Below are 26,943 nucleotides of genomic sequence, written 5' to 3'. Positions count from 1 at the left end.
GTCCGGCCGGGTATGGTAACGCACCGGGGCTGGGATAGGTGGTGGCTGTGCTATTGCAATCGGGGGCAAGCCCCCTCCCACATTTGAATGTATTCGCAATTCAGAATTGTGGGAGGGGGCTTGCCCCCGATGAGGCCCTGTCAGGCGCCTACGATCCCGCCATCATCCCGCCGAATCGCCATCACCGACGAACGCGGCTTGCCGTTCGGCAGATGTTCAGGCCAAGTCGAACCACCGGTTTCTCCCGGATGCTGAATCCCCACAAACAACGTCTTCTGATCCGGCGCAAAGCTGATCCCGGTGACCTCACACGCCACCGGCCCGACCATGAAACGGCGGATTTCCCCGGTGCTCGGGTCGGCACACAGCATCTGGTTGTTGCCCATGCCGGCAAAGTCGCCCGCGTTGCTGTAGTCGCCGTCGGTGAGGATCCACAGGCGCCCGGCCTTGTCGAAGCCCAGGCCGTCGGGGCTGTTGAACATGTTCTGTGGGTTGATATTGGACGAGCCGCCCTTCGGCGTACCACCGTGCACGCCCGGGTTTCCGGCCACTACGAACAGGTCCCAGGTAAAGTCTGTGGCGCCGTGGTTATCGGCGTCGGCTTTCCAGCGCAGGATCTGCCCGTAGACGTTTTTCTCTCGCGGGTTGGGGCCGCCCACCGGCTGGCCGTCTTCGCCGCGCTTGGCGTTGTTGGTCAGGGTGCAGTAGACCTGGCCGTCGGTGGGGCTGACGACGATCCACTCCGGGCGGTCCATGCGCGTGGCCTTCACTACGCTGGCGGCCAGGCGCGCATGGATCAGCACCTCTGCCTGGTTGGCGAAACCGCTGCCGGCGTCGATGCCGTTTTTGCCATGGGTGAGTTCAACCCATTGGCCTTTGCCCTTGGGATGATCGGCGTTACCGTCGCCCGCATCGAAGATGGCCACGTACAAGGTGCCGTGGTCGAACAGGTCTTTGTTGGCTTTCGGATTGGCGTGGTTGATCTGATCGCGGCTGACGAACTTGTAGATGAACTCGCCGCGTTCGTCGTCGCCCATGTACACCACGGCGCGGCCGTCGCGCGTTTCGGCCAGCGCCGCGTTTTCATGTTTGAAGCGGCCCAGGGCCGTGCGCTTGACCGGAGTGGATTGCGGATCGAACGGGTCGATTTCCACCACCCAGCCATGGCGGTTGAGTTCGTTGGGGTTCTTGGCCATGTCGAAGCGTGGGTCGTGCGGGTGCCAGTTGATGTCTTTGCTGGCGGCCACTACGCCGTAGCGTTTCTGCCCGGCGTCGAACGCTTGCTGCGGGTTGCTGCTGCCGAAGCAGTCGGTGAAGTTCTCTTCGCAGGTCAGGTAGGTGCCCCACGGTGTCTTGCCGTTGGCGCAGTTCTGGAACGTACCCAGGACTTTCTTGCCGGTTTTGTCGGCAGTGGTTTTCAACCAGTCATGGCCGGCAGCGGGGCCGCTCAAGCGGATTGGTGAGTTGCCATGGATGCGCCGGTTGTAGCGTGAGTCCTGGACGAACTGCCAGGTGTCGCCCTTGCGCCGTACTTCGATCACCGACACGCCCTCGCTGGCCAGGGCCTTGCGTACCTCCTCGGCCGATTGTGGCGCGCCGCCGTGGGCGTAGAGGTAGCGGTAGTTGGTGTATTCGTTGTTGATCGCCATCAAGGCGCGGTTGTCGTCGCCCGGGAACGGAAACAGGCTCATGCCGTCGTTGTTGTCGCCAAATTGCTGTTCCTGGGCCTTGGCCGTGCCATTGCCCGACGGGTCGAAAGCCGGGGCGTTCTTGTGCAGCGGCTGGCCCCAACTGATCAGCACCGAAGCACTGTAGCCAGGGGGCAGGGTAATGGTGTCGCTGGTGGCGGCGGCGATGCTGGTAAAACCCAACAGCGGGCTGGCGGAGGCAGCATTCACCGCCAGGGCGCTGCGGCTCAGCAGGTTACCGCCGAGGAACATCGCGGCGCCGCACAGGGCGCCCGCGCCGATAAAGCGACGGCGGGTCAGGCCGACCATTTGTTCAAGGTCAGTGGCTTGGTTTTCTTCTAATAGGCTCATCTCAGGCTCCCGCGATTTTTGCAGATACCTTAAGGAGCGGTTGTGACCAAATTGTTGCAGCCTGAAGACGTTATACCGGGGTCCCGAGCAGCACATTGCTGGGTGCGAATTGCACCTGGATCGGCTGGCCCTCGGCAGCGTTGAGTACCAGGAGTGCAGCGGGCGGTGCCAGCGCGCATAACACTTGGCCGTTGGGCAAGGCGATACGCACCTCGCTGGGGCCATCCTTGGCGTCGAGAATCGTCTCGATCACACCGCTCATGCAATTGTGTCCAGGTGTTTCTGGGTGCCCGATCGCCCGCAACTCCAGCCATCCCGCTTTGATCAGGGCGACCACCTCCACGCCGGCCTGCAGCTCCAGCCGTTGGGTGCTGTCGTGGGTAATCTGGGCGTCGAGGTACAGGTCGCCGGCCAGTTGCAGGCGAATCCTGTCGTTGCGGCCCTGGCTGTCGATGGCGATGACCTGGCCGTGCAATTGGTTGCGTGCACTGGTGCGCAGCATCAAGCGGCCGAGCAGGTTGAAGTCACTGGCCGCTTCGTCCGAACCGAGCAGCTCGGCCTGCAGCACTTGCAGGCGCTGATAAAGGCGCAGCACTCGTTCACCTTCTTGCGTCAGCTTGGCGCCGCCACCGCCTTTGCCACCGACGCTGCGTTCCACCAGCGGTTTTTGCGCCAGGTTGTTCAGTTCATCGATGGCGTCCCAGGCGGCCTTGTAACTCAACCCCGCACTTTTGGCGGCACGGGTGATGGAGCCCTGCTCGGCGATATGCCCCAGCAAGGCAATGCGTTGGGGGCGACGGATGATGTGCTGGCTGAGTGGGCTGGGCAGAGACATGGGCATACGCTTGGATGAGATAAGCCGACGTTGCCGCTCTGAAGCAGGGGAGTCAAGTCAGGCGCCGGGTTTGGGGGTGCGGGCCAGGCAATAGACATCGACCTGGCGTGCGCCGGCGCCCATCAATAACCGCGCCAGGCTGTGGGCGGTAGCGCCGGTGGTGAGTACATCGTCCACCAGCGCCAGGTGTTGCCCTGCGACTTGAGCGCCGGGCGCCAGGGCAAAGGCGTTGAGCAGGTTACGCTTACGCGTCTTGGCGTCGAGGTCTTGCTGCGCCACGGTTTCAAGCGGGCGCAGCAGCGCGTGCTCATTGAGGGGAATGTCGAGCGCGCTACTGAGCCAGCGAGCCACCATCTGCGCCTGGTTAAAGCCGCGTTGGCGCAGGCGTTTGCGGGCCATGGGGACCGGCAGTAGATAGTCGGGGCGGTTGAGTTCGGCGTTATCGAAGCGGTGCTGCAGGTGCTGCCCCAGCAGGCGCGCCAGCATGTGGCCCAGCGGCCAGCGAGCCTGATGCTTGAAGCGGCTGACCAGGGTGTCGATGGGAAAACTGTAGGTCCAGGGTGCGATCACCTGGTTAAAGGCCGGAGGGTGTTTTTGGCACTGGCCGCAGATCAACCCGTCCATCGGCAAAGGCAAGGCGCACTGTTCACAATGCTCAAGCAGCCATGGCAGTTCTGTTTCGCAGGTATTGCATACATTTTCGGCGGAGTCTGTGCATTCGTCACAGATCAGACAGATCTGTTTGTTTTTTAACCAGATGTAAACTTGGTGTTTGTACTCAGGTTGACAGTGCATGAATCTTCCTTAAATATGCCGAGCATCCGTGTCGTGCCTGTGGGTATTGCCCTTCCCGCAGCGTTAGCCAAAGCATAATCAAGGAATCGCCCATGAGCGCCAGCACCTCTGCCACCCTGCGTCACGACTGGTCTTTGGCCGAAGTCAAAGCCCTGTTCGTGCAGCCGTTCAATGACCTGTTGTTCCAGGCGCAGACCGTGCACCGCGCGCATTTCGACGCTAACCGCGTGCAGGTATCGACCCTGCTGTCAATCAAGACCGGCGCCTGCCCGGAAGATTGCAAATATTGTCCGCAGTCGGGCCACTACAACACCGGCCTGGAAAAAGAGAAGCTGATGGAGGTGCAGAAGGTCCTCGAAGAGGCCGCCCGCGCCAAGGCCATCGGCTCGACGCGCTTTTGCATGGGCGCGGCGTGGAAACACCCGTCGGCCAAAGACATGCCCTACGTGCTGGAGATGGTCAAAGGCGTAAAGGCCATGGGCCTGGAAACCTGCATGACCCTGGGCCGTCTCGATCAGGACCAGACCGAAGCGCTGGCCCAGGCCGGCCTGGATTACTACAACCATAACCTCGACACATCGCCAGAGTTCTACGGCTCGATCATCACCACCCGTACCTACAGCGAGCGCTTGCAAACCCTGGCCTACGTGCGTGATTCGGGGATGAAGATCTGCTCGGGCGGCATCCTCGGCATGGGCGAGTCCCTCGACGACCGTGCCAACCTGCTGATCCAACTGGCCAACCTGCCAGAGCATCCGGAGTCGGTGCCGATCAACATGCTCGTGAAGGTGGCCGGTACGCCGTTGGAAAACGCCGAGGACATCGACCCCTTCGACTTCATCCGTATGCTGGCGGTGGCGCGCATCCTGATGCCGCAATCCCACGTGCGCCTGTCCGCTGGCCGCGAAGCCATGAACGAGCAGATGCAGGCCCTGGCGTTTTTTGCCGGTGCCAACTCGATCTTCTACGGCGATAAATTGCTGACCACCGCCAACCCTCAGGCTGACAAGGACATGCAGCTGTTCGCACGCCTGGGCATCCTGCCCGAAGCTCGTGAAGAGCACGCCGATGAAGTTCATCAGGCAGCGATCGAGCAGGCGCTGGTGGAGCAAAAGAGCAGCGAGCAGTTCTATAACGCCGCTGTTTGATCGAGGCCAGCATGTCTTTTGATCTCGCCGCGCGCCTCGCGGCCCGCCGTGCCGAACATCTTTACCGTCAACGCCCGTTGCTTCAGAGCCCCCAAGGCCCTGAAGTGGTGGTGGATGGCCAGCCATTGCTGGCGTTCTGCAACAACGATTACCTGGGCCTGGCCAATCACCCGCAGGTGATCGAAGCCTGGCGCGCCGGTGCGGCTCGTTGGGGCGTGGGTGGCGGCGCTTCGCATTTGGTGGTGGGCCACGTCACGCCGCACCATGAGTTGGAAGAAGCCCTGGCTGACTGGACCGGGCGCCCGCGTGCGTTGCTGTTTACCACCGGCTATATGGCCAACCTGGGCGCGGTCACGGCGCTGGTGGGGCAGGGCGATACGGTGCTGGAAGATCGCCTCAACCATGCTTCGTTGCTGGATGCCGGCTTATTGTCCGGGGCGCGGTTCAACCGCTACCTGCATAACGACGCCGGCAGCCTGGCCAAGCGCCTAGAAAAGGCCACCGGCAGTACGCTGGTGGTCACCGATGGTGTGTTCAGCATGGACGGCGACCTGGCCGACCTGCCAGCGCTGGCCCGGGAAGCCAGGGCCAAAGGTGCCTGGCTGATGGTAGATGATGCCCATGGCTTTGGCCCGCTGGGCGCCCATGGCGGCGGCATCGTCGAACATTTTGGCTTGAGCCAGGACGATGTACCGGTGCTGGTTGGCACCTTGGGCAAAGCCTTCGGCACCGCCGGGGCATTTGTGGCAGGCAGTGAAGACTTGATCGAAAGCCTGATCCAGTTTGCCCGGCCGTATATCTACACCACCAGCCAGCCACCAGCACTGGCCTGCGCCACCCTCAAAAGCCTGGAACTGCTGCGCAGCGAACACTGGCGGCGTGAGCACCTCAACGGGTTGATCCGCCAGTTCCGCCGCGGTGCCGAGCAGGTGGGCCTGGCATTGATGGACAGCTTTACGCCGATCCAGCCAATCCTGATTGGCGACAGCGCCCGGGCGTTGCGTCTGTCACAGATGCTGCGCGAACGTGGGCTGATGGTGACTGCAATCCGCCCGCCGACTGTACCGGCCGGCAGTGCAAGGTTGCGCGTGACATTGACGGCGGCGCACAGCGAAGCGCAGGTGCAGCTATTGTTAAACGGATTAGAGCAATGTTTCCGGTTGTTGAACGCAGCGGAGCCCGACCATGCGTGATCGCCTGATACTGCTGCCCGGGTGGGGGCTCGGTGTGTCGCCGCTGGAGCCGTTGGCCGCGGCGCTGCAGGGCCTCAACGAGCACCTGCGGGTACAGATCGAGCCTTTACCGGCGCTGGATTCCAGTGATCTGGATGAATGGCTCGACGAGCTCGATGCGACGCTGGCGGACGACGTCTGGCTCGGGGGCTGGTCCCTGGGCGGGATGCTTGCTTCGGAGCTTGCGGCACGCCGTGGCGAACGTTGCTGCGGTTTGCTGACTTTGGCGAGCAACCCGTGCTTCGTCGCCCATGACGGTTGGCCTCACGGGATGCCCGCCGAGACCTTCGATGCGTTCCTGGCGGGCTGCCACGCCGACTCCCAGGTCACCCTCAAGCGCTTCGGCCTGTTGTGTGCCAAGGGCGCGCAGGAGCCTCGCGGGCTCTCGCGCTTGCTGGTCAGCGGCGCGCCGCATACCGCCCCCAGCGTGTTGATGCCCGGCCTGGAGCTGCTGGCCCAACTGGATACCCGCGCGGCCTTGCAGGCATTTCGCGGGCCGCAGTTGCATCTGTTTGCCGGCCTGGATGGGCTGGTACCTGCCGAAGCTGCCAGTGACCTGCTGGCGTTGCTCCCGGATGTAGAAGTCGGCCTGATTGAACAGGCCGGTCACGCGTTTCTTCTGGAAGACCCCCACGGTGTAGCGGGGGCCATCCAGGCTTTTTTGCATGAGTGTGTTGATGACTGACTTATCCCACCCTTGTTTGCCGGGTGCCTTGCCGGACAAGCGCCAGGTTGCTGCCTCGTTCTCCCGTGCAGCGGCCAGCTACGACAGCGTGGCCGAGTTGCAGCGCGCAGTAGGGCATGAGTTGCTCCGCCGTTTGCCCAGCGAGCTTTTGCCACAACGCTGGCTGGATATGGGTTGCGGCACAGGGTATTTCAGTCGCGTGCTGGGTGAGCGTTTGCCCGGGAGCGAGGGCGTGGCGCTGGATATCGCCGAAGGCATGCTCAACCACGCGCGTCCGTTGGGTGGCGCCGCGCATTTCATGGCTGGCGATGCTGAACGCTTGCCGCTGAAGGCTGACAGCTTCGAGCTGCTCTTCTCCAGCCTCGCCGTGCAATGGTGTGCCAACTTCGATGCAGTGCTCAGCGAAGCTCAGCGCGTATTGCAACCTGGCGGTGTGTTGGCGTTCGCGAGCCTGTGCGTGGGTACCCTGGATGAACTGCGCGAAAGCTGGCGAGCGGTAGACGGCTTGGTTCACGTCAATCGCTTTCGCACCTTCGAGGCTTATCAGCAGTTATGTGCGGCCAGCGGCTTGCGGGTGGTGAGTCTCGCGCGACAGCCCCATGTGCTGCATTACCCGGATGTGCGCAGCCTGACCCACGAGCTCAAAGCGTTGGGCGCCCATAACCTCAACCCCGGCCGCCCCGGCGGCTTGACGGGGCGCGCGCGGATTGTTGCACTGGTAGACGCATACGAGCAGTTCCGTCAGGCTCAGGGCCTGCCCGCCACGTATCAGGTGGTGTACGCCGTACTGGAGAAACCGCTATGAGCGTCGCGTACTTCATCACCGGCACCGACACCGATGTGGGCAAGACCACTATCGCGGCCGGCCTGTTGCATGCTGCCAGGCTCGCGGGCAAAAGCACGGCCGCCGGGAAGCCGGTGGCGTCGGGGTGCCGGTTGACTGCCCAGGGTTTGCGCAATGCCGATGCCCTGGCGTTGCTGGCCGAGTGCTCATTGCCGCTCAGTTATGCCGAGGTCAACCCGGTGGCATTCGAGCCGGCTATCGCGCCGCATCTGGCTGCGCGCGAGGCGGGCGTGGGGCTGACGGTGCAATCGTTGCTCAAGCCGATGCAACAGATCCTGGCCCGTGGAGCCGACTTTACCTTGATCGAAGGGGCGGGCGGCTGGCGCGTGCCCTTGGCCGATCAGGCCAACCTGTCTGACCTGGCCATCGCGCTCAAATTGCCGGTGATCCTGGTGGTGGGCGTGCGCCTGGGCTGCATCAGCCACGCGTTGTTGACCGCCGAAGCGATCGCACGGGACGGCTTGCCGCTGGCCGGTTGGGTGGCGAATATCATCGATCCCAAGACCTCCCGTCTGGAAGAAAACCTCGCCACCCTGGCCGAGCGCTTGCCGGCGCCCTGCCTGGGGCGCGTGCCGAAGCTCAAGGATGCCAGTGCCGCCGCCGTGGCGGAGTACCTGGAGTTAGACCTGCTTGACTGATTTTGGCTATCGCAAGGCATTATGCCATTAGTGTTTTTGACGGGCCTTTTGCCGGGATGTCTGCTTCAATCCACCTTCACGATTCTCTCAAGGCAGGCTTAAGCCATGGAAATCTCTGGAAGCAGCGCGTTTTATTCGGGCCTGAGCAGTATTCAGACCGGGCAGAGCCGTGTCGACCAGGCGGCCGGCAAGATTGCCAGCGCCGCAACAGCCCAGCCATCGGCCGCGCAAAGCGATCGTCTGCAAGCTAATGACCGCGCCCAAGCGTCAAACTCGGCGAGCAATATGGTGGAAATGGCCCAGGGCAAGTTTCAAGTCGAGCTGGGGGCAAAAGTCGCCAAGGCTTCGGACGAAATGCTCGGTACGTTGATCGATACCTACGCCTGATCCCCTGCTGAACTCAATTAAAAATGTGGGAGGGGGCTTGCTCCCGATGCGGTGTATCAGCGTGCCCATTCATAGCTGACCTACCGCTATCGGGAGCAAGCCCCCTCCCACATTTGCCTGTGCCTGGCCCTGAGCTAGTTCTCTATTCGTTTTTTGCAGTGGCATCCCGCCGCAGGCCTTGCCGTGCCTGGCGATGACCTGCGTCAAGACAAACGGCATCTGGCCGACGCTTGACAACCCTGGGTCGTAAACGTATGTTTCAAACACCTGTTTGACCGCCATAACAAATCCACGCGGTTGTTCATCCCAGATACATCAGCAGAGGTTTATCGCTATGCCTGACTACAAGGCCCCCTTGCGTGATATTCGCTTCGTTCGTGACGAACTGCTCGGTTATGAAGCGCACTATCAGAGCCTGCCGGCTTGCCAGGACGCTACCCCGGACATGGTCGACGCCATCCTCGAAGAAGGCGCCAAGTTCTGTGAGCAAGTGCTGGCACCGCTGAACCGCGTGGGCGACATCGAAGGGTGTACCTGGAGTGAGTCAGGCGTTAAGACCCCTACCGGTTTCAAAGAAGCCTACAAACAGTTCGTCGAAGGCGGCTGGCCGAGCCTGGCCCATGACGTGGAGCACGGCGGCCAAGGCCTGCCGGAATCCCTGGGCCTGGCCGTGAGCGAAATGGTCGGCGAAGCCAACTGGTCGTGGGGCATGTACCCTGGCCTGTCCCATGGCGCGATGAACACCATTTCCGAGCACGGCACCCCCGAGCAGCAAGAGGCTTACCTGACCAAGCTGGTGTCGGGCGAATGGACCGGCACCATGTGCCTGACCGAGCCACACTGCGGTACCGACCTGGGCATGCTGCGCACCAAGGCCGAGCCTCAGGCTGACGGTTCCTACAAAGTCTCCGGCACCAAGATCTTCATCTCGGCCGGTGAACACGACATGGCCGACAACATTGTCCACATCGTACTGGCCCGCCTGCCGGACGCACCGGCCGGCACCAAAGGCATCTCGCTGTTTATCGTGCCAAAGTTCCTGCCCAACGCCGATGGTTCAGTGGGCGAGCGCAATGCGGTCACCTGTGGTTCCCTGGAACACAAGATGGGCATCCACGGCAACGCCACCTGCGTTATGAACTTCGACGCAGCCACCGGTTTCCTGATCGGCCCGGCGAACAAAGGCCTGAACTGCATGTTCACCTTTATGAACACCGCTCGCCTGGGCACTGCCCTGCAAGGCTTGGCCCACGCCGAAATCGGCTTCCAGGGCGGCCTGAAATATGCGCGTGATCGCCTGCAGATGCGCTCCCTGACCGGCCCTAAAGCACCGGACAAAGCCGCTGACCCGATCATTGTGCACCCAGACGTACGCCGCATGCTGCTGACCATGAAAGCCTTCGCCGAAGGTAACCGCGCGATGGTGTACTTCACCGCCAAGCAAGTGGACATCGTCAAGTACGGCACCGATGACGAAGCCAAGAAACAGGCCGATGGCCTGCTGGCATTCATGACCCCGATCGCCAAGGCGTTCATGACCGAAGTCGGCTTTGAATCGGCCAACCACGGCGTGCAGATCTACGGTGGCCACGGCTTCATCGCCGAGTGGGGCATGGAACAGAACGTGCGCGATAGCCGTATTTCGATGCTGTACGAAGGCACCACCGGCATCCAGGCCCTGGACTTGCTCGGCCGCAAAGTACTGATGACCCAAGGCGAAGCGCTCAAGGGCTTCACCAAGATTGTGCACAAGTTCTGTCAGGCCAACGAAGGTAACGACGCGGTTAAAGAGTTCGTTGCACCGCTGGCGGCACTGAACAAAGAGTGGGGCGAGTTGACCATGAAGGTCGGCATGGCCGCGATGAAAGACCGCGAAGAAGTCGGTGCCGCTTCGGTGGATTACCTGATGTACTCCGGCTACGCGTGCCTGGCGTACTTCTGGGCCGACATGGCGCGCCTGGCCGCCGAGAAACTGGCTGCCGGTACCAGCGAAGAGGCGTTCTACACCGCCAAGTTGCAGACCGCGCGCTTCTACTTCCAGCGCATCCTGCCGCGTACCCGTACCCACGTGGCGACCATGCTGTCGGGCGCCAACAACCTGATGGACATGAAAGAAGAAGACTTCGGCCTGGCTTACTAAGCCTTACCGGTTCTTTCTGCAACCGCCGCTTCTTTCGGGACGCGGCGGTTTTTTTTGCCCTCCTACAGAGTACGGGCATAAAAAACCGCAGTAATGCACTCAGGGATTACAACCCGCTGCCGTTACAGTAGTGGCAATGTGATACGTGTCAGCCCGGTTGTGCTTAACTGGCTGCATAAAGGCACAGTGCCATTATTTTGCGGGTCGGAGTTTTACCCTTGTCACGCGTGTCTGCTGTACGTTTCAGTCATTTCCTACCTTCGCTGCTGCTGTTGCTGGCCGGGCTTTCGGCTGCGTACGTCAAGGACCTCAACGTCTTCTTCACCTCGCTCTTCAACGTGTTGCCGACCCTGGTCCTGCTGCTCGGCGGCGCGTACTGCGCGGTCTATCGGCGCCAGCGTGAACTGTTCCTGATGATCACGGTGTACGTCGCCTATTTCCTGCTGGATACCCAGACCGATTTCTACCGCGACAATGGCCGCGTGCGTGACGACGCCGCGGTGGTGTTCCACCTGTGTTGCCTGCTGTTGCCGTTGCTGTTCAGCATCTATGCGCTGTGGCAGGAAAAAACCCATCTGTTCCGTGACTTCGTCGCCCGCTGCGCGGTGTTGCTGGCGGTGGGCAGTGTGGCGCTGGCCCTGGAGCAAAGTTTCCCCCAGGCTTTGCTGGGCTGGTTGGCGGAGATTCGCTGGCCGATGCTGCATGGCGCGTGGATGAGCCTGATCCAGCTGTCCTATCCCATGTTCCTGATCGGCTTCCTTACCCTGGCCGCCCAGTATTGGTATCAGCCGCGCCCGCTGCACGCCGCCCAATTGGTGGGGTTTTTGGGCCTGTTCTGGATGTTGCCGCAAACCTTCATCCTGCCGTTCACCCTCAACATCATGTGCAGCCAAGTGATGTTGATGATTGCTGCCGGTGTGGCCCACGAAGCCTATCAAATGGCGTTCCGCGACGAACTGACCGGCTTGCCGGGACGACGCGCCCTCAACGAACGCATGCAACGGCTGGGGCGCAACTATGTGCTGGCGATGAGTGACGTTGATCACTTCAAACGTTTCAACGACACCCATGGCCACGACGTGGGCGACCAGGTGCTGCGCCTGGTGGCGAGCAAGCTGTCCAAGGTCAACGGCGGCGGGCGCGCCTACCGGTATGGCGGTGAAGAATTTGCCGTGGTGTTTGCCGGCAAGACCTTGGATGAATGCATGCCGCACCTGGAGGAGATTCGCGAGATCATTGCCGGCTACGCCATCAAGTTGCGTAACCCGGATCGTCCTCATGACGACCACCAAGGCCGTCAACGGCGTGCGGGCAGCGGAGCCTCCAGCGTGTCGGTGACGGTCAGCATCGGCGTGGCCGAGCGTCAGGCCGAGCAGCGTAACCCTGAAGAGGTGCTCAAGTCCGCCGACCAGGCGCTGTACGCCGCCAAGGGCGCCGGGCGTAACTGCGTGATTGCGGCCGGGCAAACCCGTCGTGGCGCGGTGCGCACGCAAAGCGCTGCGGGTTGAGTCAGCGCGCTGTATTTACTGTGACTTAAAAATACCAGATAGTCACAAGCAGACCCTATGTGTCTGAAAAGTTGTTCGGGTACACTCGGGGTCTGTAAAACCGATCCTATCGAATCACTTTTCATGTTCCCACGAGGTTTGCCATGGCTGATTACAAAGCGCCGTTGCGTGATATGCGCTTCGTCCTCAACGAAGTTTTTGAAGTCGCCAAGACTTGGGCCGAACTGCCGGCATTGGCAGACACCGTTGATGCCGAAACCGTTGAGGCGATCCTCGAAGAGGCCGGCAAGGTTACCGCCAAATCCATCGCGCCCTTGAGCCGCGGCGGCGATGAGCAAGGCTGCCATTGGACCGACGGCGCGGTGCGTACCCCGGACGGTTTCCCCCAGGCTTATGCGACCTACGCCGAAGGCGGCTGGGTGGGTGTGGGCGGCGATCCGACCTATGGCGGCATGGGTATGCCCAAGGCGGTGTCGGCGCAGGTTGAAGAAATGATCAACTCGTCGAGCCTGGCATTCGGCCTGTACCCGATGCTGACCTCCGGCGCCTGTGTCTCGATCAACACCCACGCCAGCGAAGAGCTCAAGGCCGCGTACTTGCCGAAGATGTATTCCGGTGAGTGGGCAGGTTCCATGTGCTTGACCGAAGCCCATGCCGGCACCGACCTGGGCATGATTCGCACCAAGGCCGAGCCTCAGGCGGACGGTTCCTACAAGGTCAGCGGCACCAAGATCTTCATCACCGGTGGCGAGCACGACCTGACCGAGAACATCATCCATCTGGTGCTGGCCAAACTGCCGGATGCACCGGCGGGGCCCAAGGGCATCTCGCTGTTTCTGGTGCCCAAGTTCATGGTGAACGCCGACGGCAGCCTTGGCGCGCGCAACCCGGTGACCTGCGGTTCGATTGAACACAAGATGGGGATCCAGGCGTCCGCGACCTGCGTGATGAACTTCGACGAAGCCGTGGGTTATCTGGTCGGTGAGCCTAACCGTGGCCTGGCGGCGATGTTCACCATGATGAACTACGAGCGTCTGGGGGTGGGCATCCAGGGCCTGGCCTCCGGCGAGCGCTCCTATCAGAACGCGATTGAATACGCCCGCGACCGCCTGCAAAGCCGCTCCCCGCTGGGTGCACAGGCCAAGGATAAAGTGGCAGATCCGATCATCGTGCATCCGGACGTACGCCGTATGCTGCTGACCATGAAGGCGGCCAACGAAGGCGGTCGTGCGTTCTCCACCTACGTGGCGACGCAGTTGGACATCGCCAAGTTCAGCGACGATGCGCAGGCGCGCGAGCGCGCCGATAACCTGGTGGCGTTGTTGACACCCGTGGCCAAGGCGTTCCTCACCGACCTGGGCCTGGAAACCACTGTGCTCGGCCAGCAAGTGTTTGGTGGCCATGGCTATATTCGCGAATGGGGCCAGGAGCAGTTGGTGCGTGACGTGCGCATCACCCAGATCTACGAAGGCACCAACGGCATTCAGGCGCTGGATTTGATGGGACGCAAGATCGTCGGCAGCGGCGGTGCGTTCTACACGCTGTTCGCCGATGAGATCCGCCAGTTCATCGCTGGATCGGGGGCCGAGCTGGCCGAGTTCACCACGCCGCTCAGCGCAGCGGTGGATAACCTGGATGAATTGACGGCCTGGGTACTGGACCGCGCCAAGAGCAACGCGAATGAAATCGGCGCAGCGTCGGTGGAGTACTTGCATGCATTCGGCTACATGGCCTACGCCTATATGTGGGCGCGCATGGCCAAGGCCGCGTTGGGCAAAGAGGCCGAGGAGGCTTTCTACGCCAGCAAACTGGGGACTGCACGTTTCTACTTTGCCCGTCTGCTGCCGCGTATCCATTCGTTGAGCGCGTCGGTAAAAGCTGGTAGCGAATCGCTGTTCCTGATGGATGAAGCACTGTTTTAAGGGCCTGTAGGGCGTGTAAGCAATCTCTTACATGACGTGCTGCTAATCGTCCTCTATCGCCAAATTGGATCCACGGATAATCTACTTCACATGGACGTCGCGCAGGAAGCGCAAAGCAACAACACGGACACGTAGGATTCTGCCAGGACGGCGGAGTGAAATGGATGTCAGGGAAACAGTCTGCAAAGCCCCGCTTCGGCGGGGTTTTCTTTTGCCCGCGAAAAAGTCAGGCGCTTGCCTGCGGGGCATTCATCACGTCTTCCAGCAGGGTGCGCAGCAATGCGACGGTGGCCTGTTGGCGTTGCACATCGCGGCAGACCAGCCCCACCTTCAATGGCACCCTCGGTTCGCTCAAGGGTTTCCACAAAAGCGCCTGGCTGTTGTGTTCGTCCTGGGAACGCCCCGGTAGCACCGTCGCCAGCTTGGTGTGGGGCAGGCTGTCGAGTATTCCCACCATGGTGTTGAGCTCCGCTTGCACCTGCGGGCGCCGCCCCAGGTTGGCCAACTGGCCCTGCCAGATCTGCCTGACTTGAAACTCCTCTCCCAACAGCAGCATCGGTAACTCGGCAGCTTGTTTGAGCGAGACTTTCTTGAATTCGCGCAGCGGATGGTCGTCGGGAATCACCACCTTCAACTCATCTTCATACAGCAGCACACCGTGCAGGCCCGGCTGACGTGGCGGCAGGTAGCTGATGCCAATGTCGAGGGAGCCGTTGAGCAACCGCCGCTCAATCTCAAGCCCCGTCAGCTCGTAAATCTGCACCACCAAATGAGGCTGGGCCTTGCGCACGCGCTCAAGCATTTGCGGCACCAGGCTGGTGTGCACGGTTTGCAGCACGCCGATGGCCAGGGTCCGCATGGCCTGGCCCTTGAAGTTGCGTAGCGCTTCGACGGCTTGCTGCATGCCATCAATGAGCGGCAACGCGTGGTTGTATAAGGTGTGCGCCGCCAGGGTCGGCAGCAGCCGCTTGCTGCTGCGTTCGAACAGACTTACATCAAGGTTCTGCTCCAGCTGGCGAATCTGTTGTGACAAGGCCGGTTGCGAGATCGAAAGACGCTCCGCAGCACGCCCTACGTGGCCTTCCTCATACACCGCGACGAAATAACGCAGTTGCTTGAAATCCATAAGGCTTACTTATCGAAAAAGCTGGAAAATCGAAATGGCCGCTGGCCCCCGAGACGCCTAGTCTAGCGCCTATTCGCAGGGCTTACAGGGCCGGATCGGACAATGAACAGCGTTTTTGTTGATAGCGTTTATATAGGCAAGGCAAAAAAACCTCAGGTGCAATGGTCCGGCCGTAACCACCAAGGTCAGGTTGCCAACGGGGGTAAGTTGTGAATCTGTTCAACATCCGCCGCCCCGCCCCGAGCCTGGATGACCTGATCCAGGATGCCCCACGCGACACGCATTCAACCGAGCATTTGATGCCCACTGTGGCGCGCCCACCTCAAGTGTTTGTGCGAGGCCAGGGCTCGTGGCTGTGGGACAGTGATGAGCGTGCCTATATGGACTTCAGCCAAGGCAATGCCGCCAACAGCCTGGGCCATAGCCCACAGGTATTGATCAAGGCCCTGGCTGCGCAAACCCAGGCGCTGATCAATCCCGGCAATGGCCTGCATAACCGTGCCCAACTCAATCTCGTCGAGCGCCTTTGCCAGCATACCGGCAGCGACCAGGCTTACCTGCTCAATAGCGGCGCGGAAGCCTGCGAGGCGGCAATCAAACTGGCGCGCAAGTGGGGGCAACTGCACCGTGGCGGGGCCTATCGCATTATCAGCGCCAGCAACGGTTGCCATGGACATGGCTTCGCTACGCTAGCCGCTTCGGCTGGTACCTTGGTAAACCGCTTCGAACCGCAATTGTCGGGCTTCAGTCACGTTCCCTTCAATGATCTTCCCGCCCTGCATGCTGCCGTGGATGCCCAGACGGTGGCCATTCTGCTGGAACCGATCCAGTGCGAAGCCGGCGTGATCCCGGCGACCGAACACTATCTCAAAGGCGTCGAGCGGCTGTGCCGCGAACTGGGGATCCTGCTGATCCTCGACGAAGTGCAAACCGGCATGGGCCGCTGTGGCACCTTGCTTGCCGAGCAACAGTACGGCGTGCATGCCGACATCATCACCCTGGGCAAGGGCCTGGGCGGCGGTGTGCCGTTGGCGGCGCTGCTGGCACGGGGCAAGGCCTGTTGCTTTGAAGTGGGTGAGCTGGAAGGTACCCATCATGGCAATGCATTGATGGCCTCGGCTGGGTTGGCCGTCACCGATACCGTGCTTGAGCCCGGTTTTCTTGAGCATGTACGCGTGTTGGGCTGTCACCTGGGCGAAGGGCTTGCCCGTCTGGCCTATCGCTACGGCCATGGCCCATTGCGCGGGAATGGCCTGATGTGGGGGCTTACCTTATCGGATGATTCTGCGGATGCGGTGGTAAAAGCCGCGCTGCAAGAGGGACTGATCCTCAGCGCGCCGCAACCCGACTGCCTGCGCTTCACACCGGCGCTGACGGTGAGCAAAAGCAACATCGACGAAATGCTCCTGCGCCTGGCCCGCGCCTTCTCACGGGTGCGCACCGCGCAACTGCAATGCCGAAAGGGCATTGCTGTTTAACCGTCCAATTCCTGAACCGTCTCGCGGTATACGCGGCGCCCTCAGCCTGATTCTTTTGGCTGGGGGCGTTTTTTTGCCTGAGTAATTTCTGGTGTGAAAACGTTTATTGAGTCTCTTTGGAAACGATGGCTTTTTAGCGAGCGTCGGCAAGGACTGCCGGAGGGGCACGACGTGCTCGACTTTTAATCTATACCACTGGGTGGTATGTTTTAGGAAGGGATCTCCATGAGGCTCAGGTTGTTCAAAACAAGGCGATTTGCCGAGGCGGCCACTAAAGTCTGGATCTGCGATTCTGAGTTGAGGAAGGCGTTTGGCGAAATGTTGAGGGGGCAGGCAGATAATCTGGGAGGTGGTGTCTGGAAAAAACGTCTCAACCAGAATCGGCATCGGTCTGTTGTATTGGCCAAGGGCAGGCATTATTGGGTTTATGAAGGGTTAAACGAAGCACAGATTCAGCGCATGCTGGATCTCAGGGAGTTTGTGGAGATACATCATGACCAAGAAGTATAAAAGTGAGGCGCTTGAGTCCATTCATCAGTCTGCCGAAGCGCTTCATGCCATCGGCGCCATCAGCAAAACCACGCTTCGAGAATATGATGAAGCATGCTTATCTGCCATGCCGGACCAAATCCCTGCCGAACAGATCAAGCAACTGCGTGAAAGCAGCCATGTCAGCCAACCTGTATTTGCCCGCTACCTGAACACCAGTGCTTCCACGGTCAAAAAATGGGAGTCGGGCGAGAAACGGCCCAGCGGCATGGCACTCAAGTTGTTGAGCGTCGTGAAGAAGCATGGTCTGCAGATTCTGGCGTGAGATGGCCCGATGCCAGAATCCACTGAACCCTCACGAACCGCCAATGTCGATTAGCTACACGGCTCACACGAGCCGATTTTCTGGAGCTGACCCATGGACATTATTCGTATCATCATCGCTATTCTGCTGCCGCCACTGGGTGTGTTCCTGCAAGTAGGCTTCGGCGGTGCATTCTGGCTGAATATCCTGCTGACCCTGTGCGGTTACTTCCCTGGCATCATCCACGCGGTGTACATCATCGCCAAGCGTTGAAGCCCTCAGCCTTTTGCAATGAGCCGTGAGTTGCGCTCATTGCGAAAGGCCAGTTGCTCGATGGTCTGGGTGGCATGTTCGGCTTCTTCCCGTGCCTGCAGGATGATGCCGTGCTGCTCGGACTTACTGCATACAGGGTCGGCATTGCTGGCGTCACCGGTGAGCATGAACGCCTGGCAACGGCAGCCGCCGAAATCCTTTTCCTTTTCATCGCATGAGCGGCAGGGCTCGGGCATCCAGTCGTAGCCGCGAAAGCGATTGAAACCAAACGAGTCGTACCAGATGTGCTGCATGCTGTGGTCGCGCACATTGGGAAACTGCACCGGCATCTGCCTCGCGCCGTGACAGGGCAGGGCGGTGCCGTCCGGTGTCACCGTCAGAAAGATGCTGCCCCAGCCGTTCATGCAGGCTTTCGGACGCTCTTCATAATAATCCGGTGTCACGAAGATCAGCTTGCACGGATGACCTTCGGCTTCCAGTTTGGCGCGGTATTCATTGGTGATGCGTTCGGCGCGCACCAACTGGTCTCGGGTCGGCAACAAGCCCACGCGATTAAGCTGCGCCCAGCCGTAGAACTGGCAGGTGGCGAGTTCGACAAAATCCGCTTCCAGCGCGATACACAGCTCGATGATGCGGTCGATCTTGTCGATATTGTGCCGATGGGTGACGAAGTTCAGCACCATCGGGTAGCCGTGTGCCTTGACCGCACGGGCCATTTCCAGTTTTTGCGCGAAGGCTTTTTTCGAGCCGGCCAGCAGGTTGTTCACCTGTTCGTCGCTGGCCTGGAAACTGATCTGGATATGATCCAGCCCGGCCTTTTTGAAGTCGCTGATTTTCTGCTCGGTCAGGCCGATACCGGAGGTGATCAGGTTGGTATAGAAGCCCAGCTTGCGGGCCTCGGCGATCAGTTCGGCCAAGTCCTGTCGCACCAGTGGTTCACCCCCGGAAAACCCCAGCTGTGCGGCACCCATCTCGCGGGCTTCGCGAAACACCTTGATCCATTGCTCGGTGCTCAGCTCTTTGCCCTGCTCGGCGAAATCCAGCGGGTTGGAACAGTACGGGCACTGCAGCGGGCAGCGATAGGTCAACTCTGCCAGTAGCCACAGCGGCAAGCCGATGGCGGGTTTTTCAGGCAAGGGTGATCCAGTGCTCAGCACGGGCGACCTCCATGAATTGCTCGATGTCTTCACCGAGCTCCGGTACGCCGGGGAATTGTTGGTCCAGCTCGGCGATGATGGCTGCCACGTCGCGCTCGCCGTCGATCAAACCGCCGATCAACGCGGCGCTGTCGTTGAGCTTGATCATGCCTTCCGGATAGAGCAACACATGGCCTTTTTGCGCAGGCTCATACTGGAAACGGTAGCCCTGGCGCCAGGTCGGTATTTTGCTGCGATCAAAGCTCATAGGGTGATCCCTTTATGCCACACCCGCTGCTCGGTCACGCTGTGATAGGGCGGGCGTTTGAGTTCGTAGGCCATGCTCATTGCATCGAGCATGCTCCATAGAATATCCAGTTTGAACTGGAGAATTTCCAGCATGCGCTCCTGCCTCTCGCGGGTGGTGTAGTGCTGCAAGGTGATCGCCAAACCATGTTCCACATCGCGACGAGCCTGGCCCAGGCGGGTGCGGAAGTATTCGTAGCCGGCCGGGTCGATCCACGGGTAGTGCTGCGGCCAGCTGTCGAGGCGCGATTGGTGGATCTGCGGCGCGAACAGCTCGGTCAGCGAGCTGCTGGCAGCTTCCTGCCAACTGGCGCGGCGGGCGAAGTTGACGTAGGCGTCCACCGCGAAGCGTACGCCGGGCAGCACCAGTTCCTGGGAGCGCAGCTGGTCCGGGTCGAGGCCAACAGCCTGGCCCAGGCGCAGCCAGGCTTCGATACCGCCGTCTTCCCCCGGTGCGCCGTCGTGATCGAGCAAACGCTGGATCCACTCGCGGCGGATCTCACGGTCCGGGCAGTTGGCCAGGATCGCGGCGTCTTTCAGGGGGATGTTCACCTGGTAATAGAAGCGATTGGCGACCCAGCCCTGGATCTGCTCGCGGGTAGCGCGGCCTTCATACATCGCCACATGGTAGGGGTGATGGATATGGTAGAAGGCGCCCTTGGCCCGCAAGGCTGCTTCGAACTCGGCGGTCGTCAGCGGTGTGTCAGTCATTTCAGTGGCTCCTACAATTCAATGCTCATGCCGTCGTACGCCACTTCGACATTGCGCCGCACCAACTCGGCTCGCTCGGGGGAATCTTCATCGAGGATCGGATTGGTATTGTTGATGTGGATAAGCACCTTGCGCTGCTTGGGCAACTGCTCCAGCACTTCGAGCATACCGCCCGGGCCGTTCTGCGCCAGGTGGCCCATCTCGCGACCGGTGCGGGTGCCGACGCCACGGCGCTGCATTTCATCGTCATCCCACATCGTGCCGTCTATCAAAAGGCAATCGCTGCCGCCCATGATATCCAGCAGCGGCGCGTCGACCTTGCCCAGGCCCGGGGCGTAGAACAGTTTACCGCCGGTGCGCAGGTCTTCGACGATCAGGCCGATGTTGTCACCAGGGTGCGGGTCGAAGCGGTGCGGCGAGTAGGGCGGCGCGGCGCTGCGCAACGGCAGTGGGGTGAAACGCAGGTTGGGGCAGGCCGGGATGGTGAAGCTGGCGTCCAGTTCGATGCGGTTCCAGGCCAGGCCGCCGTTCCAGTGGGTCAGCATGGTGAACAACGGGAACCCGGTGCTCAGGTCTTCATGGACCATGTCGGTGCACCATACCTGATGCGGGCAGCCTTCACGCAGGCTCAACAGGCCAGTGGTGTGGTCGATCTGGCTGTCCATCAGGATGATTGCGCTGATACCGGTATCGCGCAGGGCGCGCCCGGGTTGCATGGGCGCAAAGCCCTGGAGTTGCGCGCGGATATCCGGCGACGCGTTGCACAGTACCCAATTCACACCGTCGTCGGAGATCGCGATGGACGACTGGGTGCGCGCCTGGGCCCGCAGGCTGCCATCGCGAAAGCCTGCGCAGTTCACGCAGTTGCAGTTCCACTGCGGGAAGCCACCGCCGGCGGCGGAACCTAGAATCTGGACAAACATGATCTCTCCATCAAGCGCAGCTCAAAACAAAAACGCCCCGGGCGAACCGAGGCGTTGTATTACTCAGCCAATCAACGGCTGGCGAAGTACATGGTGACTTCGAAACCAATACGCAGATCAGTGTAAGCAGGTTTGGACCAGGTCATATTCTTACTCCTATCAAGGGATGGGACGTTCACTACCAAGTAATACATATAGTCCACCTCCCATTGGAGATGTTCAGATATTGCTGCGCAATGTTACGCAATTCTTTTCAAGTTAGCGCTGTCTCGATGGAAAAAGCCTGTTGCAGGGTTGGCAACGATCATTGCGCCGCTTGCCAGTCATCGCTGATACGCGGGCCGTTAGCCACGCAGCGCCAGCCGCCTGCTGCTTCAAGGAGTTGTTGGGCTGCGTGCTGCAAGTCCTCGCGTGTGCGGCTTTGGATCAGGTGTTGAAGTTGATCCAGGTAACTCGACGAATGACCCGCCAACTGCGCGTGCCAAAGCAAATCGGCGGCTTGGCTGACGGGGAGTGCCTGCGCCGTGAATTGCTGCGCAAGAGGCTGATTGCCCACGTCTGCGCTGCGTTCGATCAAAGACGGCAGTTGTTGCAGGAAGGCTTGCAGGTGTTCGGCGATCCTGCCCAGTGACAGGCTGGGCGATTGCACGCCAAACAACAGGCCGGTTTGCCCGTTGATTTGTCGGATGCCGCTGAACACGGCGTAGCCGATTTGCAGCTCAACTCTCAAACGTTGGTAGAACGGGCCCTGGAGCATATGCCCGAGCAGTCGCCAGTTGGCCTCATCGACGAGAGACTGGCTCGGCACTGGACAAAAAAGCAGCAGCGCAGCGTCGCTGGATGCGGTGTTCACCGGGTGCCAGATCCGCTGCCCGTTGAGAACTTCAGGTGTGCATTGAATGTTGGCCGGCTGCCCTGGCAAGCGGGCGGCGGCGATTTTGATCGCCGCTTCACTGGCCGCAGGCAAACCCGCACCCAGCCCCTGCCAGTGAGCAGTGGACCACGACGCTGGTGTCTCCGAGGAGTCGGCTGAAACACCGACGCAGCAAGCTGGCAACGCCTTGAGAAGTTCGCGAATGGCGATCATCGGCGGGGGCGTCGGTGATGACAGATGTGCATCCGAGCTGCTCAGGCTGCGCGCCAACGCTTCGAGCACGGCCGGCATCGGTTCGTGAAGGCCGTGCATGTTCACCCGCCAATCGTTGCCAATGGTTTCGCAAGACAACTCGACACCCGCTTGACGGGCTTGCTCGCGCAACGGCTGCAATAGGCTTTCCAATCCGGCGGGTACGGCAGCGTCAAACCGCCAATGCAGGTACAGCGCGCCTTCCTCGGTGTCATCCGCCAGTGCGTTGCTGAAGGTCAGCGCCGATAACTCCCTCCGGCCCCGTAAGCGATCCTGGGCAAAGGTACGCAAGCCCCGATGGGCGCTGGTTTGGCCGCGGATCAAACCGGCGCGTTCTTCCTTGGCCGGCGCACGAAGAAAGGGGTTGCCCGGTGGAAGTTGCCAACTGTGTTCAGACGCGGGCAGATGCAGCGATGCAAGCATGGCCTTGAGGGCTGCAATGCCTTGGTCCGACAGGTCTTCGCTGTCGTCGCGAGCCAGTGTCAGGGCGCCTTGAACCTGCTGTTGACGCGCATTGAGCAAGGCAAGCTCTTCACGTAATGGATTCCAGTCGCTGTGTGCGAAAAAGCTCAGCCAGTCATACAACAAGGCTTCGATCTGCGTCGCCGGTTGGCGGTCGCTATCGAGGGTAACGTCGATATCCAGTACCGCCTGGTCCGCGTAGTGGTACAGCACAGACGCATGCAGCGCGCTGGCCAGTTGGCGAGCTTTCAGTTCGGCCAACAACCCGCCCGACGCCGAAGCGTTGAGCCAGGTGCAGAGAAACTCCAGTGCTTGGCGGGGGGCGTTACAGGTGATGACCTGATGCAGGTGCTGGCTGGCGGTGTGTTGATAGCTGCGTGCCTGGCCGTGCATCAGGGGGGGGGGCGCGGTTTGCGGGTGCAGGGGGCCGGCAATCAGTTCGTCACCGAACTGCTGGGCAAGGGTTTGCAAATCTGCCAGCGATTGCGGACCGGCGAGGCTCAAGGTCATCTGCCCGCTTTGATAGAAGTGCCTATGGAATTCGCGCAAGGCTTGCTGAAAATCGTCGCTTTCCACCGTCAGGCTGTCGCGGTTGCCGGCATGGAATCCTCGCAGCGGGTGATCGGCCGCTAAACCTTGCAACAACGCAACTTGGTGTTGTGCCCTGGCGTCCTCGGACCAGGCCACGAACTCCGCGTGCAGCACTTCGCGTTCACGTCGTTGATCGTCGAGCGTCAGGCGTGGATGAGTCACCATGTCTGCCAACCGCGCCAGCCCGTCAGCGAAGGCCGACACCGGCAGCTCAAAGAAATACTCGGTGGTTCGCTCGCGGGTACTGGCATTGACCTGCCCACCGAGGCGCTGCACGTAGGCCATCAATCCTTCCCCGGCCGGAAAACGCTCGGTACCGAGAAACAGCAAATGCTCAAGAAAGTGTGCCAGCCCCGGCCAGGCCAATGGCACATCGTGACTGCCGGCAGCCACGCGCAGAACGGCGGCGCAGCGCTTCAAGCGCGGCGCATGGCGCAGGGATACTCGCAGGCCATTGGCCAGGGTCAGATGAACGGGGTGAGGGTGAACCGGCGCAGGCATGGGCACTTCCGAGGCGTGAGAAGTGCCTATGCTAGCAAACCCGTGGGGTCAGGGCTTGTGCAGCGCGCCGTAGAGTTCGGGGCGTCGGTCTTGCAGGTAGTGGTTGGCGGCGCGTGCGCTGAGGATTGACTGGCGATCCAGGGTGCCGACGATCAAGGCTTCGTCCAGGCCGGCCTGGGCGATACGTTGGCCATCCGGTGCGGCAATGCTGCTTTGTCCACAGTAATGAATCTCGCCTTCGTGCCCGCAGTAATTGGCATAGGCCACAAAGCACTGGTTTTCAAACGCCCGCGAACGCACGGTGACGTCGGCGACAAAATCGAACGGCACCATGTTGGCGGTGGGCACCAGAATCAGTTCGGCGCCGGCCAGGGCCAGACGCCGGGTATTCTCCGGAAACTCCAGGTCGTAGCAAATCAGAAACCCCAGCTTCCAGCCGTTGAGTTCTACCACCGGAAAATCATCGTCGCCTGCGCTGAACATGGCGTGATCCAGATCGCCAAACAGGTGGGTCTTGCGATAGTTACACAGGCGCTGACCCTCGGCGTCGATCAACTGGACGGCGTTGTAGATCTGCCCATCGTCAGCCCGCTCCGGATAGCCGTAAAGAATGGCCAGCCCGGCGTTTTGCGCGATCTCGGCAATGGCTTGGGCAGACTCCCCATCCCGCGCCTCGGCCAACGCGCCAACGGCTTCGGCGCCGATGTTATAGCCCGAGAGAAACATCTCTGGCAGCACCAGCACATCGGCGTCGGATGCCTCTTGCGCCAGTTGGCGCAGGCGCTGGATATTACCGGCCACATCCAGCGGCAGCGGCGGGCATTGGTACAGGGCGACACGCATGTTCAGCTCCTTACTCGGCCAGGGCGATTGGCCCGATTTCATCGAACACATCGCCGGGGCCCGGGTTCTCTGGGTGGGTGCTGCCACCGAAGTGAGTCATGATGCCCCACACCGCGTTGAGCGAGGTTTGTACGGCGCCTTCGACCCAGGCGGGCGTCCACGATACGTCGTCACCGGCGATGAAAATCCCGCGTTGTTCGGCGGGCATGTCTTTTTGCATGAAGTGCGCGTACATCCGCTGGTTGTAGCGATAGTGGCCGGGCAGTGCACCTTTGAAAGCCCCGAGGAAGTGCGGGTCGGCTTCCCAGGAAACCGTGATCGGGTCGCCGATGATGCGCGCCTTGATATCGACGTTGGGGTAGATCTTGTTCAACGCGTCCAGGGCCAGCTTCACCCGCTTGTCGATAGGCTGGGGCAGCATTTTCAGGGCGTCGCTCATCCACGAGTAGGAAAGGCAAATCACCCCCGGCTTGTCGTCGCCATTATCGAACAGATAGGTGCCGCGGGTCAGGCGGTCGGTGAGGGTCATGCTCATCAGGTCGCGGCCGGTTTGCGGGTCTTTGTCTTTCCAGAATGGGCGGTCAACCATCACGAAGGTTTTCGACGACTGCATGTAGCGCGTGCGGTCCAGGGCCATCCACATTTTTTGCGAGAACAAGGTTTCGTCGCATTCAATCTGAGTGGTCAGCAGCCAGCTTTGGCAGGTGGTCAGCACCGCGGCGTACTCGCGGGTATCACCGTAGTTGTCAGTGACGGCGAAACGGCCATCGGCCGCATGAGCAATGCGTTTGACCCCTGCCCGTGGTGCGCCTCTATGCAGCAAGCTGAGGCTGGTGCCGGCCGGCCAATGGGCGCAGCGCTCCGGCACATGACGCCAGATGCCCATGGGCACTTGCGCTACGCCGCCAACGACCAGGTGTTGATGGTCGTCGCAGTTGGTCATCACCACGCGGAAGATTTCCAGCATGGAGTTGGGGAAGTCCGAGTCCCAGCCGCCGGTGCCAAAGCCGACCTGGCCAAACACCTCGCGATGATGGAACGACAACTTGGCAAAGGCCTTGGAGGTTGCGACGAAGTCGTAGAAGGTACGGTCATCCCACAGCGGCACGAGCTTGTTCCACAGTTCTTTGAGCCGCGGTACATCACGGTCGCGGATCGCCTGCTGGATATCGCCGAACTGCGAGCCGGCTTCCAGTGCATCGGCCCAGGCATCGGCCACTTCCTGAAACAGCGCAGGCAAGTCGGAGAGTTTTTGTGCGTAGTGGGTCTGGCCTTCCAGATCAATCACAGTGCTGCCGGACGCCGGGGTCAGCGGGTTGGGAAAGGGTTTGGTTTCCAGCCCCAACTTGTCTACGTAATGGTAGAACGCCGTCGACGACACCGGGAAACGCATCCCGCCCAGCTCGGCGATGATGCCTTCGGCGCCTTCGAAGGCCTGGGAGCGCAAGCGGCCACCCATCTTCGAGGCTTCATACACCACTGGCTTGAGCCCCAGCTTCATCAGCTCGTAGGCCGCGACCAAACCAGCGATACCGGCGCCCACGATCGCCACTTCGGCCCCATGGTTGGCGGCGGGAATACTGCCCAGCCCGGCGGGGTGCTCGATCCAGTCATCAAATGCGAACGGGAAATCCGGGCCGAAAATGGTGATGGGTTTCTTGCCGTCTGCTGGGTGACGATTGGTCTTGCTGATAGTGCTGGACGGAATGCTCATGGCTGACCTTACTGACGGCTCGGCGGGATATGGCCCGTTGAGTATAGGAAAAGATGGCAGCCAGTTTAGGGAGCGTAGCGCTCGTTAATAAGACGCAATGTGTCGTCGGATTGCGCTGATTTTTGTCAATATGACGAAATGGTTGATCAGATTGGCTGTCCGCGATCCAATTTGTTGCTGAGGATGATCGAGGTGGTGGTTTTCTCCACACCGTCGACACTGCCGATCTGGTCGAGCAGTTGGTCCAGTTGCTCCGGCGAATCGGTGCGCAGCCAGGCCACGTAATCGAATTCGCCGCTGACCGCACACAACTGCTGCACCTGCGCCATGGCACTCAGCCTGCGCAGCACCTCTTTGCCTGAGCGTGGTTGCACGGTAATCCCCACATAAGCCTGCAAACCCCCATCCGCGACGCGCTGGCCCAAGCGTACGCCGTAACCGGTGATCACCTGGGTTTTCTCCAGGCGTGCCAGGCGTGACGTGACTGTGGTGCGCGCAATCCCCAGTTGCCGGGCAAGCATGGCCACGCTTTCGCGGGCATTGAGCTGCAGGGCGGCGATCAGTTGGCGGTCGATTTCGTCTAGGGCGGGCAAGGGGGGGACTCCGGTGCGGACGACAATGAGTACGCATGGTACAGGCTGGGTCCGGCCGAAAGAACCGTTACACCAGACACGCAAAAGCCGCGCAATGCGCGGCTTTCAAGTTGGTGGGCCCAGCAGGACTCGAACCTGCGACCAAGGGATTATGAGTCCCCTGCTCTAACCAACTGAGCTATAGGCCCTCAGTA

At 60.9% G+C, this 26,943-nt stretch carries 26 protein-coding genes and 1 tRNA gene; 13 read left to right on the top strand and 14 right to left on the bottom strand.

What is annotated here, in order from left to right:
• Positions 1–140 precede the first annotated feature (140 nt).
• The 3 genes from LJX92_RS24490 to LJX92_RS24480 all read right to left on the bottom strand — a co-directional run bounded on the left by LJX92_RS24490 (position 141) and on the right by LJX92_RS24480 (position 3,669).
• Positions 141–2,039: a PhoX family protein gene (locus LJX92_RS24490; protein WP_228309049.1), complete on the bottom strand. Its 1,899-nt coding sequence runs from the start codon at positions 2,037–2,039 to the stop codon at positions 141–143.
• A 70-nt stretch (positions 2,040–2,109) separates the two neighbouring features.
• A complete protein-coding gene (locus LJX92_RS24485; protein WP_103735246.1) occupies positions 2,110–2,874 on the bottom strand; it encodes a TOBE domain-containing protein in 765 nt (254 codons plus the stop codon).
• 57 nt (positions 2,875–2,931) lie between these two features.
• The gene (locus tag LJX92_RS24480) at positions 2,932–3,669 is read right to left on the bottom strand and encodes a ComF family protein (RefSeq protein WP_228309048.1); all 738 of its coding nucleotides are present in this window, start codon (positions 3,667–3,669) and stop codon (positions 2,932–2,934) included.
• A gap of 92 nt (positions 3,670–3,761) precedes the next feature.
• On the opposite strand from LJX92_RS24480, the gene bioB reads away from it, so the two are divergent.
• The 9 genes from bioB to LJX92_RS24435 all read left to right on the top strand — a co-directional run bounded on the left by bioB (position 3,762) and on the right by LJX92_RS24435 (position 14,173).
• On the top strand, positions 3,762–4,817 hold the full coding sequence (bioB, locus tag LJX92_RS24475) for a biotin synthase BioB (protein ID WP_005792092.1): 1,056 nt from the start codon (positions 3,762–3,764) through the stop codon (positions 4,815–4,817).
• A gap of 11 nt (positions 4,818–4,828) precedes the next feature.
• A complete protein-coding gene (gene bioF / locus LJX92_RS24470; RefSeq protein WP_078822516.1) occupies positions 4,829–6,010 on the top strand; it encodes an 8-amino-7-oxononanoate synthase in 1,182 nt (393 codons plus the stop codon).
• Entirely contained in the window at positions 6,003–6,734 is a 732-nt protein-coding gene (locus tag LJX92_RS24465) for an alpha/beta fold hydrolase (protein WP_032879110.1), read from the top strand. Before bioF ends, LJX92_RS24465 begins: the two co-directional genes overlap by 8 nt.
• Positions 6,727–7,539, top strand: a complete 813-nt coding sequence (bioC, locus tag LJX92_RS24460; RefSeq protein WP_228309047.1) for a malonyl-ACP O-methyltransferase BioC — start codon at positions 6,727–6,729, stop codon at positions 7,537–7,539. Before LJX92_RS24465 ends, bioC begins: the two co-directional genes overlap by 8 nt.
• Positions 7,536–8,216 (top strand): dethiobiotin synthase, encoded by a 681-nt coding sequence (bioD, locus tag LJX92_RS24455; protein ID WP_032879112.1) that lies wholly within the window; start codon positions 7,536–7,538, stop codon positions 8,214–8,216. The genes bioC and bioD overlap by 4 nt, the downstream gene beginning before the upstream one ends.
• A gap of 105 nt (positions 8,217–8,321) precedes the next feature.
• Positions 8,322–8,603, top strand: a complete 282-nt coding sequence (locus LJX92_RS24450) for a hypothetical protein (protein ID WP_032879113.1) — start codon at positions 8,322–8,324, stop codon at positions 8,601–8,603.
• A 334-nt stretch (positions 8,604–8,937) separates the two neighbouring features.
• On the top strand, positions 8,938–10,743 hold the full coding sequence (locus tag LJX92_RS24445) for a phenylacyl-CoA dehydrogenase (RefSeq protein ID WP_103735243.1): 1,806 nt from the start codon (positions 8,938–8,940) through the stop codon (positions 10,741–10,743).
• Between the two features lie 218 nt (positions 10,744–10,961).
• Complete coding sequence (locus tag LJX92_RS24440) at positions 10,962–12,251, top strand: sensor domain-containing diguanylate cyclase (RefSeq protein WP_032879116.1); 1,290 nt, start codon at positions 10,962–10,964, stop codon at positions 12,249–12,251.
• Positions 12,252–12,394: 143 nt separating this feature from the next.
• Positions 12,395–14,173 (top strand): acyl-CoA dehydrogenase C-terminal domain-containing protein, encoded by a 1,779-nt coding sequence (locus tag LJX92_RS24435; protein WP_228309046.1) that lies wholly within the window; start codon positions 12,395–12,397, stop codon positions 14,171–14,173.
• 226 nt (positions 14,174–14,399) lie between these two features.
• Here LJX92_RS24435 and LJX92_RS24430 read toward each other — a convergent pair whose 3' ends face one another.
• Entirely contained in the window at positions 14,400–15,299 is a 900-nt protein-coding gene (locus LJX92_RS24430) for a LysR family transcriptional regulator (protein ID WP_005792083.1), read from the bottom strand.
• A 209-nt stretch (positions 15,300–15,508) separates the two neighbouring features.
• Here LJX92_RS24430 and LJX92_RS24425 point away from each other — a divergent pair, with 209 nt between their 5' ends.
• From LJX92_RS24425 to LJX92_RS24410, 4 genes are all read left to right on the top strand, one after another.
• Positions 15,509–16,777, top strand: coding sequence for an aspartate aminotransferase family protein (locus LJX92_RS24425; protein ID WP_103735241.1), 1,269 nt, complete (start codon positions 15,509–15,511; stop codon positions 16,775–16,777).
• Positions 16,778–17,002: 225 nt separating this feature from the next.
• A complete protein-coding gene (locus tag LJX92_RS24420) occupies positions 17,003–17,287 on the top strand; it encodes a type II toxin-antitoxin system RelE/ParE family toxin (RefSeq protein WP_148854059.1) in 285 nt (94 codons plus the stop codon).
• On the top strand, positions 17,271–17,591 hold the full coding sequence (locus LJX92_RS24415) for a helix-turn-helix domain-containing protein (RefSeq protein WP_032879122.1): 321 nt from the start codon (positions 17,271–17,273) through the stop codon (positions 17,589–17,591). Before LJX92_RS24420 ends, LJX92_RS24415 begins: the two co-directional genes overlap by 17 nt.
• A 93-nt stretch (positions 17,592–17,684) precedes the next feature.
• Entirely contained in the window at positions 17,685–17,843 is a 159-nt protein-coding gene (locus LJX92_RS24410; RefSeq protein WP_003194776.1) for a YqaE/Pmp3 family membrane protein, read from the top strand.
• 5 nt (positions 17,844–17,848) lie between these two features.
• Here the strand turns inward: LJX92_RS24410 and pqqE are convergent, their stop codons facing one another.
• From pqqE to LJX92_RS24360, 10 genes are all read right to left on the bottom strand, one after another.
• Positions 17,849–18,979 carry a pyrroloquinoline quinone biosynthesis protein PqqE gene (pqqE, locus tag LJX92_RS24405; RefSeq protein WP_050549385.1) on the bottom strand — a complete coding sequence of 377 codons (1,131 nt, stop codon included), beginning with the start codon at positions 18,977–18,979 and terminating at the stop codon, positions 17,849–17,851.
• Positions 18,972–19,247, bottom strand: a complete 276-nt coding sequence (gene pqqD / locus LJX92_RS24400) for a pyrroloquinoline quinone biosynthesis peptide chaperone PqqD (protein WP_032879124.1) — start codon at positions 19,245–19,247, stop codon at positions 18,972–18,974. The genes pqqE and pqqD overlap by 8 nt, the downstream gene beginning before the upstream one ends.
• Positions 19,244–19,996 carry a pyrroloquinoline-quinone synthase PqqC gene (gene pqqC, locus LJX92_RS24395; protein WP_228309045.1) on the bottom strand — a complete coding sequence of 251 codons (753 nt, stop codon included), beginning with the start codon at positions 19,994–19,996 and terminating at the stop codon, positions 19,244–19,246. Before pqqC ends, pqqD begins: the two co-directional genes overlap by 4 nt.
• 11 nt (positions 19,997–20,007) lie before the next feature.
• Positions 20,008–20,919 (bottom strand): pyrroloquinoline quinone biosynthesis protein PqqB, encoded by a 912-nt coding sequence (pqqB, locus tag LJX92_RS24390; protein ID WP_103735240.1) that lies wholly within the window; start codon positions 20,917–20,919, stop codon positions 20,008–20,010.
• A gap of 71 nt (positions 20,920–20,990) precedes the next feature.
• Positions 20,991–21,065 carry a pyrroloquinoline quinone precursor peptide PqqA gene (gene pqqA / locus LJX92_RS24385; RefSeq protein ID WP_003194766.1) on the bottom strand — a complete coding sequence of 25 codons (75 nt, stop codon included), beginning with the start codon at positions 21,063–21,065 and terminating at the stop codon, positions 20,991–20,993.
• Between the two features lie 158 nt (positions 21,066–21,223).
• The gene (pqqF, locus tag LJX92_RS24380; protein WP_228309044.1) at positions 21,224–23,599 is read right to left on the bottom strand and encodes a pyrroloquinoline quinone biosynthesis protein PqqF; all 2,376 of its coding nucleotides are present in this window, start codon (positions 23,597–23,599) and stop codon (positions 21,224–21,226) included.
• Between the two features lie 48 nt (positions 23,600–23,647).
• Entirely contained in the window at positions 23,648–24,442 is a 795-nt protein-coding gene (locus LJX92_RS24375) for a carbon-nitrogen hydrolase family protein (RefSeq protein WP_032879127.1), read from the bottom strand.
• 10 nt (positions 24,443–24,452) lie between these two features.
• Positions 24,453–26,135: a flavin monoamine oxidase family protein gene (locus LJX92_RS24370; protein WP_032881195.1), complete on the bottom strand. Its 1,683-nt coding sequence runs from the start codon at positions 26,133–26,135 to the stop codon at positions 24,453–24,455.
• A 167-nt stretch (positions 26,136–26,302) separates the two neighbouring features.
• On the bottom strand, positions 26,303–26,749 hold the full coding sequence (locus tag LJX92_RS24365) for an Lrp/AsnC family transcriptional regulator (RefSeq protein WP_003194755.1): 447 nt from the start codon (positions 26,747–26,749) through the stop codon (positions 26,303–26,305).
• 111 nt (positions 26,750–26,860) lie between these two features.
• Positions 26,861–26,937, bottom strand: a tRNA-Ile gene (locus tag LJX92_RS24360).
• Between the last annotated feature and the right edge of the window lie 6 nt (positions 26,938–26,943).

Origin of the sequence: Pseudomonas sp. HN8-3 (assembly GCF_020790195.1) — a bacterium.
GTDB classification, from domain to species: Bacteria; Pseudomonadota; Gammaproteobacteria; order Pseudomonadales; family Pseudomonadaceae; genus Aquipseudomonas; species Aquipseudomonas synxantha_A.
The sequence above is the reverse complement of the archived record's forward strand: the minus strand, read 5'-3'. Positions and strand labels throughout refer to the sequence as shown.

Bases quoted from the DNA above. Each gene is read 5' to 3' on its own strand.
- LJX92_RS24435 (WP_228309046.1), top strand. From the start codon at position 12,395: ATGGCTGATTACAAAGCGCCGTTGCGTGATATGCGCTTCGTCCTCAAC.
- LJX92_RS24480 (WP_228309048.1), bottom strand. From the start codon at position 3,669: ATGCACTGTCAACCTGAGTACAAACACCAAGTTTACATCTGGTTAAAA.
- pqqC (WP_228309045.1), bottom strand. From the start codon at position 19,996: ATGACTGACACACCGCTGACGACCGCCGAGTTCGAAGCAGCCTTGCGG.
- LJX92_RS24465 (WP_032879110.1), top strand. From the start codon at position 6,003: ATGCGTGATCGCCTGATACTGCTGCCCGGGTGGGGGCTCGGTGTGTCG.
- LJX92_RS24375 (WP_032879127.1), bottom strand. From the start codon at position 24,442: ATGCGTGTCGCCCTGTACCAATGCCCGCCGCTGCCGCTGGATGTGGCC.
- LJX92_RS24420 (WP_148854059.1), top strand. From the start codon at position 17,003: ATGAGGCTCAGGTTGTTCAAAACAAGGCGATTTGCCGAGGCGGCCACT.
- pqqF (WP_228309044.1), bottom strand. From the start codon at position 23,599: ATGCCTGCGCCGGTTCACCCTCACCCCGTTCATCTGACCCTGGCCAAT.
- bioF (WP_078822516.1), top strand. From the start codon at position 4,829: ATGTCTTTTGATCTCGCCGCGCGCCTCGCGGCCCGCCGTGCCGAACAT.
- pqqD (WP_032879124.1), bottom strand. From the start codon at position 19,247: ATGAGCTTTGATCGCAGCAAAATACCGACCTGGCGCCAGGGCTACCGT.
- LJX92_RS24490 (WP_228309049.1), bottom strand. From the start codon at position 2,039: ATGAGCCTATTAGAAGAAAACCAAGCCACTGACCTTGAACAAATGGTC.
- LJX92_RS24410 (WP_003194776.1), top strand. From the start codon at position 17,685: ATGGACATTATTCGTATCATCATCGCTATTCTGCTGCCGCCACTGGGT.
- LJX92_RS24485 (WP_103735246.1), bottom strand. From the start codon at position 2,874: ATGTCTCTGCCCAGCCCACTCAGCCAGCACATCATCCGTCGCCCCCAA.
- LJX92_RS24450 (WP_032879113.1), top strand. From the start codon at position 8,322: ATGGAAATCTCTGGAAGCAGCGCGTTTTATTCGGGCCTGAGCAGTATT.
- LJX92_RS24445 (WP_103735243.1), top strand. From the start codon at position 8,938: ATGCCTGACTACAAGGCCCCCTTGCGTGATATTCGCTTCGTTCGTGAC.
- bioB (WP_005792092.1), top strand. From the start codon at position 3,762: ATGAGCGCCAGCACCTCTGCCACCCTGCGTCACGACTGGTCTTTGGCC.
- LJX92_RS24415 (WP_032879122.1), top strand. From the start codon at position 17,271: ATGACCAAGAAGTATAAAAGTGAGGCGCTTGAGTCCATTCATCAGTCT.
- bioC (WP_228309047.1), top strand. From the start codon at position 6,727: ATGACTGACTTATCCCACCCTTGTTTGCCGGGTGCCTTGCCGGACAAG.
- pqqB (WP_103735240.1), bottom strand. From the start codon at position 20,919: ATGTTTGTCCAGATTCTAGGTTCCGCCGCCGGCGGTGGCTTCCCGCAG.
- LJX92_RS24430 (WP_005792083.1), bottom strand. From the start codon at position 15,299: ATGGATTTCAAGCAACTGCGTTATTTCGTCGCGGTGTATGAGGAAGGC.
- bioD (WP_032879112.1), top strand. From the start codon at position 7,536: ATGAGCGTCGCGTACTTCATCACCGGCACCGACACCGATGTGGGCAAG.